The 9,610-nt window shown below is 59.6% G+C and carries 7 protein-coding genes; 2 read left to right on the plus strand and 5 right to left on the minus strand.

Annotation, left to right across the window (positions count from 1 at the left end; translation table 11 throughout):
* On the plus strand, positions 1-580 hold a 580-nt coding region (locus M6F29_RS10335; protein WP_298159448.1), incomplete at its 5' end, for a hypothetical protein.
* Positions 581-1,249: 669 nt separating this feature from the next.
* On the opposite strand, the gene M6F29_RS10340 is transcribed toward M6F29_RS10335, so the two are convergent.
* From M6F29_RS10340 to M6F29_RS10355, 4 genes are all read right to left on the minus strand, one after another.
* Positions 1,250-1,978, minus strand: a complete 729-nt coding sequence (locus M6F29_RS10340) for a hypothetical protein (RefSeq protein ID WP_298159451.1) — start codon at positions 1,976-1,978, stop codon at positions 1,250-1,252.
* Between the two features lie 1,590 nt (positions 1,979-3,568).
* Positions 3,569-4,993, minus strand: coding sequence for a cryptochrome/photolyase family protein (locus M6F29_RS10345; RefSeq protein ID WP_298159454.1), 1,425 nt, complete (start codon positions 4,991-4,993; stop codon positions 3,569-3,571).
* Positions 4,994-5,155: 162 nt separating this feature from the next.
* A complete protein-coding gene (locus M6F29_RS10350) occupies positions 5,156-5,347 on the minus strand; it encodes a hypothetical protein (RefSeq protein WP_298159456.1) in 192 nt (63 codons plus the stop codon).
* A 217-nt stretch (positions 5,348-5,564) separates the two neighbouring features.
* Positions 5,565-6,140, minus strand: coding sequence for a recombinase family protein (locus M6F29_RS10355; protein ID WP_298159458.1), 576 nt, complete (start codon positions 6,138-6,140; stop codon positions 5,565-5,567).
* 134 nt (positions 6,141-6,274) lie between these two features.
* Here M6F29_RS10355 and M6F29_RS10360 point away from each other — a divergent pair, with 134 nt between their 5' ends.
* Complete coding sequence (locus M6F29_RS10360) at positions 6,275-9,241, plus strand: Tn3 family transposase (RefSeq protein ID WP_298159461.1); 2,967 nt, start codon at positions 6,275-6,277, stop codon at positions 9,239-9,241.
* On the opposite strand, the gene M6F29_RS10365 is transcribed toward M6F29_RS10360, so the two are convergent.
* The gene (locus tag M6F29_RS10365) at positions 9,238-9,516 is read right to left on the minus strand and encodes a hypothetical protein (RefSeq protein ID WP_278666998.1); all 279 of its coding nucleotides are present in this window, start codon (positions 9,514-9,516) and stop codon (positions 9,238-9,240) included. The two genes, M6F29_RS10360 and M6F29_RS10365, sit on opposite strands and share 4 nt — an antisense overlap.
* Positions 9,517-9,610: the final 94 nt, after the last annotated feature.

The following is a 9,610-nucleotide window of genomic DNA, read 5'->3' on the forward strand; positions in this document are numbered from 1 at the left end:
CCAGGCGACAGGGAACGTGCAGGTGAACGCCGGCTCGGGGGCCAACAACTACGGACCAACCACCACCCCCACGGGCAACCTCGGCCTCGGCGGCAACGGCAACTTTGGCACCCCCGGTAACCCCGGGCTCTTCCAGTTCCCGGGCCTGGTGTACCTGCAGGCGGGTAGCGGGACGACGAACAGCCTGACGGTGGGCAGCTCAACGGCGCCGGTGGTCATCGCCAACGCTTTCAGTAACGCCGCCCAATTCGGCCGGGCCGGGGTCTTCCTGATCGCGCCGACCATCAACTACAACTACGACCCGACCACTAACACTGCCAACACCGCCGCGCAGGTGCTCTACACCAACGGCAACGCCGGTGTGGTATTCGCCGCGCCGGACAACGGCCTGGGCTTCCCCAATGCCATCATCAACGGGGCCCTGTCGTCCACAACGAATCTGATGCCGCAGATCGACTTCCTGCAGTCGGTGACGTCGACGAGCACCTATCCCTATGGCCTGGAGCTGGTGCCCACGGACACCTTCACCAACGCCAACGGTAATCAGCAGCAGATGCAGACCTTCCTGAATCTGTACTAGAGGCGGGGAAATGGATCTACTCATTGAAATATTTGCGACTCGCCCCTTCATAGGGGAGCATCTATGTCATTTAAAAAACAAAATCCACTGTTAAAGACCATCGGGATTAGGATGGATGAGAAAACATGGGATAAATACCGGAGTTTTTCTGATGCTCAAAAAGAGAACATATTGACAACGACTAGATCATTCTTAAGAGAGATGATTACTGCGAACGATAATGCATGTTCTTCTGGCGAAGGGGCGGTTCCACGCGAATAGCAGTATTCATCTATCTACGAGCATGTGGTGACTTCATCCTCTGAAGTCTTGAACGGGCGGGCCGACACCCCGCCCGTTTTTTATAAGGGTCAATCCTTGTCTGCAAACCGAACCTTTTTGAGAGGCCTCTCATTCTGAGAACCAATCCCCTGCCTTTGCTGGCTTCCGCGTTCTCATGAACCGCTCTCGTTTTGGCATAGGCTATCGGCACGGCTTTCGAGAAGGTGCGCCACGATTCCGATTCGCCGGATAAACCCCTCGTTCCGTCCCCGCAAGCGGGGACCCCTCGCTCTCGGGGCGCGCCGGTGCGCGTCCGGCTCGATGTCAGCCGTGCCGGACATGCGCTGTTTTTTTCACCAAGGTGGTGCTGCGTCAATGCCCGTGCCGGGCTTCGCCCGTGACGCATTGCTATTCCACTTTGGATTTCCGTACTGCCCTCTGCCTCACCTTTCCACCCAGGATCTCCGTCAGCGGCTGGCCCAGACTGGGTAGCCTGCGCAGATAGCCAATCCTTTCTGGAACGGCGGGCATCGCTTCTCCTTCTGCACGGCTGCGTTTCCACTCTCGAACCAGGAGCGTCCGAACCTTCTTGACCTGGTCGCGCACCCCCGAAAACCCTGGCGCCCGCCATACCCCGTCTATCAACTCCTGCAACTCTCGATCCCGCTTCTGCCGGATCAACAGGATCACCCTCTCCCGTAACTCCCGCTCGGCATCCGGCGGCATCCGCCACGTCCATACGGCATGGTCTGCGCCAGACTTGGTGGTACGGACCAGCTCGTACCCCTGGAAAAAAATCCGGTCTCGATGCGCGTTTCGCCACTTCTCCCGGCCGGCTTCGGAGGACATTTCGCCTTCGGTCCTCAGGAGCCACCAGTGGATCACATCCGGCTCGCGGTCCTGGCGTAGCAGAATGAGTCGGAAAACCGCCTTGCCAGACTTCCGGGCGGCTCTGGTTCGCACCGGAGACCAGGACAGGTCGTACCGCGCGGACTGCTTTTCGCAAAAGGTGGAGATCTTCGACTGCGGCAGGCTGCCGGTCACATACCAGCGATAACCACCCCGCACCGCGTCCCCGAGCCGTTGCAGGGCAACCGTCTTTTTGATAAAAACAAAGGGCACATACTGATCTGTCATACACCAAATAATAAGCTAATATCTGCACAATGCAATCTTCTACAAATTAAGATTCCATATACAGGCAAACCGGAGCTATACTGATAGGGCCATGGGGCTGCCTCCCCCGTTTTAGGGGGCCGCCAGCCCCCCGGTGTTTCGCTTGCTCCCGGATGGGAGCGCAGGCTGGCCCGCCAGGCCAACCTAGTGTGGTGAAGCCGGATGCTCATAATTGTGCTCGTCCGGCTACGCTGAGGGCTGATGGTGAAACTCCATCTTCCACTCAATCCAATCCATCTCGCGGCTCAGAAAGACCGCTTGATCAGGATTGGGCGACAGGAACACGGGCACCCCAGCAATGGGTGTGTACCTGCTGGCCGCGAAGACAAACAAAGGGACGAGCCGCAAGGCGCGTGACTTTGCCCCGCAGGTGGGTTTCGCAACGCCGAAAGGCGTTGACTTCATGATGGCCGCGAGGCCGATCCGTCCGCAAGGTCAGGATTCAGGATGGAGGGCACCGCGCGAAAGTGCGGGTCGATGATAGCTCAAGCCTGTAAGTGCAACCCCTCGAGGGAGCATCGGGGACCGGGAAACCGGCGCAGTCCTGAAATCCCGCAAGGGAGATCGCCGCTGATTTTCGGAGGCGTTGAAGGTTGAATCATGGTAGGGGAGGCTTTTTGGAATCTTTTCCCCCCGAAACCCCGCACTCGCGGGGGTAGGCCCTCAGGGCTATGTGATCAACTGGAGCCGACGGCTAGGAACTGTGAGTAGCGGAAGCGCCCGACACTCGCGCATGCGAGAAGGGCTTCCAGATAAACCTGGGATGAACTGACTGCCCATGACCCGCTCGGCAAGCGGATAGGCAAAAGTTCGGGAGATCGGGCAAGTAGGAGTCTGTGAACGGCTGACGAATACGGTACGCGAAACAGATCCGATGACGAATCGGGTACGAAAGCCTGAACCACACGCAACAAGCGATTAAGGAGCTGGCCGCTCCAACACCTAAAAAATGGCAAAAGGCGCACTCGGCAGTGCGTATCTGTCCTCCAGGCTTGGCCGCCAGGAGGGCACGGATGGGTGGCACCATCCGAAAAATGCTACACCGATCATAAAAGGATCGGCGGCCCGCTTGCACTTCCAACATGGAAGCGTAACGGAACATCCACTCGACCGTTCCGCTGGTCAAAGGCGGCGTGCGTCAGCAACGATTCGCTGAAAGTGCTTGAGTCCGGTTCGGACAGAGCAAACCCAACCCCGCCAGGCGTAAGCCTGGTCGCCGGTGGTACGGCTTGGGGGGGCACGGCGGTGCTGAAACGGGTGACCTTGCGCAGCCACGCAACACGACGCGAGCAATCGCAGCCCTTCGGGGCAGACGGGCAATAGCCCAAATGTGGTAAACGGCCATCGGGCCGTCTGGTTGGAACGCGGTAAACAAAGCCTTCGGGCTGCTGATGTGAAGCCGGGTAACCGACTGATGTAAAAACGGCGCAAGCCGTGATGAAGTATGGCGCAAGCCATGAGGCCATAGGCCTTTGATCCACCCCGAAACCCCAGGGTTTCAGCCCCCCTCCAAGCAATTCGGCAGGGGGGTTCTTTTATGCCTGTTAGGGGTCATTTCTTGAGTTGAGCGAAGGCCTGCAGAGCCACTTCACGGGCCAGCGCATGATCGACCATGGGGAAGGGATAGTCCCGCCCGAGGACGATGCCGGCACGGGCCAGCGCCAGTTCGCCGGCATTGGCGGGGTCATGGATATCGGTGTCATCAAGAGCACCCAGTTCCGGTAGCCAGCGCCGCAGATAAACCCCGTTGGGATCGAATTTTCGCGATTGCAGCACGGGGTTGAATATCCGGAAGTAAGGCGCGGCATCGGCACCGCAACCGGCTACCCACTGCCAGGAGACGCTGTTATTGGCGAGATCCGCATCCACCAAGGTATCCCGGAACCAGGCGGCGCCTTCTTGCCAGGGGATCCTCAAATCCTTGACCAGAAAGCTCGCCGTGAGCATTCGCACCCGATTGTGCATCCAGCCGGTTTGCCAGAGTTCGCGCATGCCGGCGTCGATCAGCGGATAGCCGGTTCGTCCCCGCTGCCAGGCGCCCAGTGCCCCGCGATCCTCGCGCCAGGGAAAGCGCGCGAATTCCGGGCGCAGTGGAGTATGGGGCAAATCCGGAAAGTGATAGAGCAGATGCCAGGAAAACTCCCGCCAGCCCAGTTCCCGCAGAAAGGCGTCGGCGCTTATGGCTAATTGCGGATGTCGTGACGCCGTCTCCCGCATCTGTTGCCAGATTTGTCGAGGACTCAGTTCGCCATGAGCGAGGTGCGGCGAGAGCCGGGAGACGCAGTGACGGGCCGGTTCATTGCGGCCGCCGTCGTAGCAGTAAAGTCCGGTTTCCAGAAAGTCGCGAAAACGCCGCCAGGCACCCTTCTCGCCGGGCTCCCATGCGGTAGCGAGCCCGGCGGACCAATCTGGTTTTCGTGGCCGCCAGGCCAAGCTGTCCAGGTTGTCGCTGCTCGGAATGGAGAACGGAGCCTGCAAGTGCTCCGGAATGGGCAGCGGCTCGACCACTTGGCCCCGCGCCAGAAAGGCTTTCCAGAAGGGAGTGAAGACCCGGTACGGACGATCGCCCCGCAGGAGTTCCCAGGGTTCGGCCAAAAGATCGCCAGGAAAGGAACGGGCCCCCACACCATCGGCTAGAAGAGCGGCCTTGAGGGCACGATCCCGCGCCATACCGGAAGGATCATAACGGCGATTCCAGAACACGGCACTGGCGCCGCTCTGGACGACCATCTCCCGCACCGTTGCCAAGAGATCGCCGCGGCGCAGGATCAAGGGTAACCCGCGTTCCGTGAGAGCCGTAGAAAACGCAGCGAGACTTCGGTCGTGCCACCAGCGCCAAGCAGCACCGTGTTCATCCAGGGGTTCGGGGATGAACACAGGCAACACCGGCCCCCGTTGGGCTCCAGCCCAAAGGGCGGGATGATCGGCCAGGCGCAGATCCTGACGAAAAAGGACGATGGTAGGTGTGGTTTTCAATCGCTGAACCGAACTAGCGCTGCCATTAGACGGTGCCTTTATCTGTAACGGATACATGGCGCGCTACAGGTCTTCCTATAGGCGATTCATGGGTCTCCAAGTCATCCGCACTGGCCGCTTACAGCGCGTGACCTGCGGACAAAATATGTACTGGCCATATAGCTAATCCACCAGACATAGTCGTTTCCCTATGTCACGGATCATCTGCTTCTGCGCGACGGTCAGTTCGCTATGGTGCCGGTAGGAAACCCGAACGCTGTTGAGAAACTGAATCTCCCAGGTGCTGAGAAACTCCCGCTTGTGCTCCAGCGCCCTATCCACCACCAGTAATGCCCGATCGGACGACGATATCATGGCTCCAATCCGATCTCGGACATCGCTTTCCGGACATAGACCGAAAACCACCGGGCGGCCTCCTCCGGGGTGGCCATCGGCTCTTCCCCATGCAAATAGGTGACCAGTCCCCGCTCCATATTGTCGGCCACCCGATCTGTAGCGTCGCGGATGCTTTGGGCGGTGATCGTCTTTCCGGTCTGTACGGGTCGCTTGAGAAAACGGAAAAAATCGTACGTTAAGCTGAACCGGCGCCTTTCTGGTGATGTCTGGCGAGTAGGCGAGCCACGGTAGAGGGATGTATCCGGAATAGCCGGGCAGCATCGGCTGCAGTTTTCTGGCCTGACGTGACCAACGTAATGATCTCTTTTTGCTGTGGCAAACTCAGCTTGGGCCTGCGACCACCGACACGTCCTTCTTTTCTGGCCGCATCCAGTCCGCTTTTCGTCCGTTCCCGCAACATCGCCCGCTCAAATTCGGCGAACGACCCTACAATCTGCATCATCATCCGTCCGGCGGAGCTGGTGGTATCAATCGCTTCCGTGAGACTTTGAAAATTTGCTTCGGCTTGTTCGATCTTCTCCAGCGTTAGTAACAGATCTTTCAACGAACGCGACAAGCGATCCAGCTTCCAGACCACAACCACATCGCCCTTGCGCAGATGACCCAAGAGATGATGCAGCTCCGGGCGATCCCAGCGACCACCAGAGGCTTTTTCCTCGAAGATCTTTTCACATCCGGCGCTCTTCAGTGCCAAGCGTTGAGACTGGGCGTCTTGGTCCATGGTAGAAACACGGGCATAACCAATGCGCATGATTGCGATTTCCTGTTGCCATTAGGCGTAATTGTGCAATATATTTTTGCACTGCGCAAAGCCTGATCGTGCCGGTGCATCGTCATAGGTGCACAAACGAACGTTTGTGCTGCCACGCATTTCAGGAGTCACCGATGCCTCGACGTTCCACCCTCTCAGCAGCCGAACGGGCCAGCCTCTTGGCGATTCCTGATACAGGTGACGAATGGATCCGGCACTACACATTCAGCGAGTCCGATTTATCGCTGATCCAACAGCGACGCGGGGACGCAAATCGTTTGGGCATGGCTATCCAGCTATGCCTTCTGCGTTTCCCTGGGCAAGGGTTGCTGACTGATACCATGGTGTCGGCATCCCTTCTGGAATGGGTTGGACGTCAATTGCGTATGGATTCGCGTTGCTGGCCCCAATACGCTGAACGAGAGGAAACCAGGCGCGAGCACCTGCTCGATTTGCGCACCTATCTGGGACTGAAGCCGTTTAGCTTGGCGCACTACCGGCAAGTTGTGCATGACACAATGGATTTGGCTGTTCAGACGGATAAAGGCGTCGTACTGGCATTACATGTTCTGGAAACGCTCCGCCAGCGACGCATTATCATCCCAGCAATGGAGGTCATCGACCGCATCTGTGCTGAGTCGATCACCCGGGCCAACCGGCGGATCTATGCGGCCCTGACGGATGCGCTGTCGGCCGACCATCGCCAACGACTGGAGGCGCTCCTCAAGCGCAAGGATGGTAGCCAGAAGACTGTGCTGGCCTGGCTGCGGGAGGCACCGGCCAAGCCGAACTCGCGGCACATGCGCCGGCACATTGAACGTTTGCAGGCCCTACAGGCGATAGATTTGCCCGCCGGCATGGAGCTTCTAGTTCACCAGAATCGCCTGCTCAAGCTGGCCCGTGAGGGCGGCCAAATGACGCCAGCGGATCTCGCCAAGTTCGAGACCCAGCGCCGCTATGCGACCCTGGCGGCACTAGTCATCGAGGCCACCGCCACGGTAACTGATGAGATCATCGACCTGCACGACCGTATCCTGGGGAAGCTGTTCAACGCGGCCAAACAGAAACATCAGGAACAGTTCCAGCGTTCGGGAAAGGCCATCAACGACAAAGTCCGCCTGTATGGGCGGATCGGAGATGCCTTGCTGGAAGCCCGCAAGAGCGGTGCGGATCCCTTTGCCGCCATTGAATCGGTCATCCCTTGGGAGGCCTTCATCGCCAGCGTCACTGAAGCCAAAGATCTCGCCCGACCCGCCGATTTTGATTTCCTCCACCACATCGGCGACAGCTACACCACCGTCCGTCTTTATGCCGCACCTTTTCTGGCTGTCCTCAAGTTGCGGGCGGCACCTGCGGCCCAGGACCTGCTCAATGCCATCGAGGTGATCCGCGACCTGTATGACAGCAATGCCCGCAAGATGCCCGCTGGTGCCCCGACCCGATTCATCAAGCCGCGCTGGAAAAAGCTGGTGGTCACCGGAGACGGCATCGACCGGCGCTACTACGAGCTGTGCGCCCTGTCAGAGCTCAAGAACGCCCTGCGCTCCGGCGATATCTGGGTGCAGGGCTCGCGCCAGTTCAAGGACTTCGACACGTACCTGATCCCCGCCGGGCGGTTCGACGATCTCACTCAGGCCGGCGCCCTGCCGCTGGCGGTGAACACCGACTGTGAGACTTATTTGCAGGAGCGCATCGCGCTGTTGGAACAGCAGCTCGCCAGTGCCAGTCAGCTGGCGGCCGCCGATGACCTGCCGGATGCCCTCATCACGGACTCCGGCCTGAAAATCACCCCGCTGGATGCGGTCGCTCCGGACGCGGCGCAAGTGCTGATCGACCAGACGGCGGCGCTGCTGCCGCACATCAAAATCACCGATCTACTGATGGAAGTGGACGCCTGGACCGGATTCACCCGCCACTTCACGCACCTCAAGAGTGGCGATGAGGCCAAGGACAAGACCCTGCTGTTGACGGCGATACTTGCCGACGGCATCAATCTGGGATTGAGCAAAATGGCAGAATCGAGCCCCGGTATGACCTATGCCAAGCTGTCCTGGCTGCAGGCCTGGCACATCCGCGACGAGACCTACTCGGTGGCTCTGGCCGAACTGGTCAACGCGCAGCTGCGCAATCCGTTCGCCGCGCACTGGGGAGATGGTAGTACCTCGTCATCGGATGGTCAGCGCTTCCGCGCCGGCGGCAAGGCCGAGAGTACCGGGCACGTCAATCCGAAGTATGGGGCGGAGCCCGGGCGGCTGGTCTACACCCACATCTCCGACCAATACGCGCCGTTCAGCAGCAAGCTGGTCAACGTCGGCGTGCGCGATTCGACCTATGTGCTCGATGGGTTGCTGTACCACGAGTCGGATCTGCGGATCGAAGAGCACTACACGGACACAGCCGGCTTCACGGATCACGTTTTCGCGCTGACACATCTCCTGGGCTTTCGTTTTGCACCGCGGATCCGGGATCTGGGGGAAACCAAACTGTTTCTGCCCAAGGACGGTCCCGGATATGACGCCCTCAAGCCGATGATCGGTGGCAACCTGAATCTCCAGCTCATACGCACCCATTGGGCAGACATCCTGCGCCTGGCGACATCCATCAAGCAGGGGACGGTGACTGCCTCTCTCATGCTCAGGAAGCTCGGCAGCTATCCGCGTCAAAACGGTCTGGCGGTGGCCCTGCGCGAGGTGGGGCGCATCGAGCGCACGCTGTTCATCCTCGACTGGCTGCAAAGCGTGGAGCTGCGCCGACGGGTGCAGGCGGGACTGAACAAGGGTGAGGCACGCAATGCGCTGGCCCGGGCGGTGTTCTTCAACCGGCTGGGGGAGATCCGGGATCGGGGCTTTGAACAGCAGCGCTACCGGGCCAGCGGCCTGAATCTGGTGACGGCGGCTGTCGTGCTGTGGAATACCGTGTACCTGGAGCGGGCAGTCAGCGCCCTGCAGGAGCATGGGCAAATGGTCAACGAAACGCTGCTGCAGTACCTGTCTCCCCTGGGTTGGGAACACATCAATCTGACGGGGGATTACCTGTGGCGGCGTAGCGCCAAGCTCAAGCAGGGTAAATATCGGCCGCTGCGGCCCTTCGCAGGAGCTTAACGTACGATTTTTTCCGTTTTCTCAAGGGACCCCCTCTTGGCCTGGTCTGTGAAGCGCTGGGCGCGGTCATCTTGATCCGCTTTCCGCTGAGCATCGGCCCGGCGCTGCTCTTCGGCTTTGCCCTCATCCAGACGGCCATCGCGCCCGGCGTCCAGGCGCGCGCGGGCCTTATCCTGTATGTCCTCCCACTCTTTTTGCATGCGCTGGGCGGCCTCCTGACGGATTTCGTTCAGTTTTTCCTGTTCGATTCTGATGCGGTCTGCTGCTGCACTCATGATCTGTACTCCTTTTCAAAAATGGCACCGCTTGGTTTGTCCCGCGCCCACGCCCCCCTTTTTTGGAGAGCGCCGAAGGCGCAGAGATAAGGCT

Origin of the sequence: Ferrovum sp. (genome assembly GCF_027317285.1) — a bacterium.
Taxonomy (GTDB): Bacteria; Pseudomonadota; Gammaproteobacteria; order Burkholderiales; family Ferrovaceae; genus Ferrovum.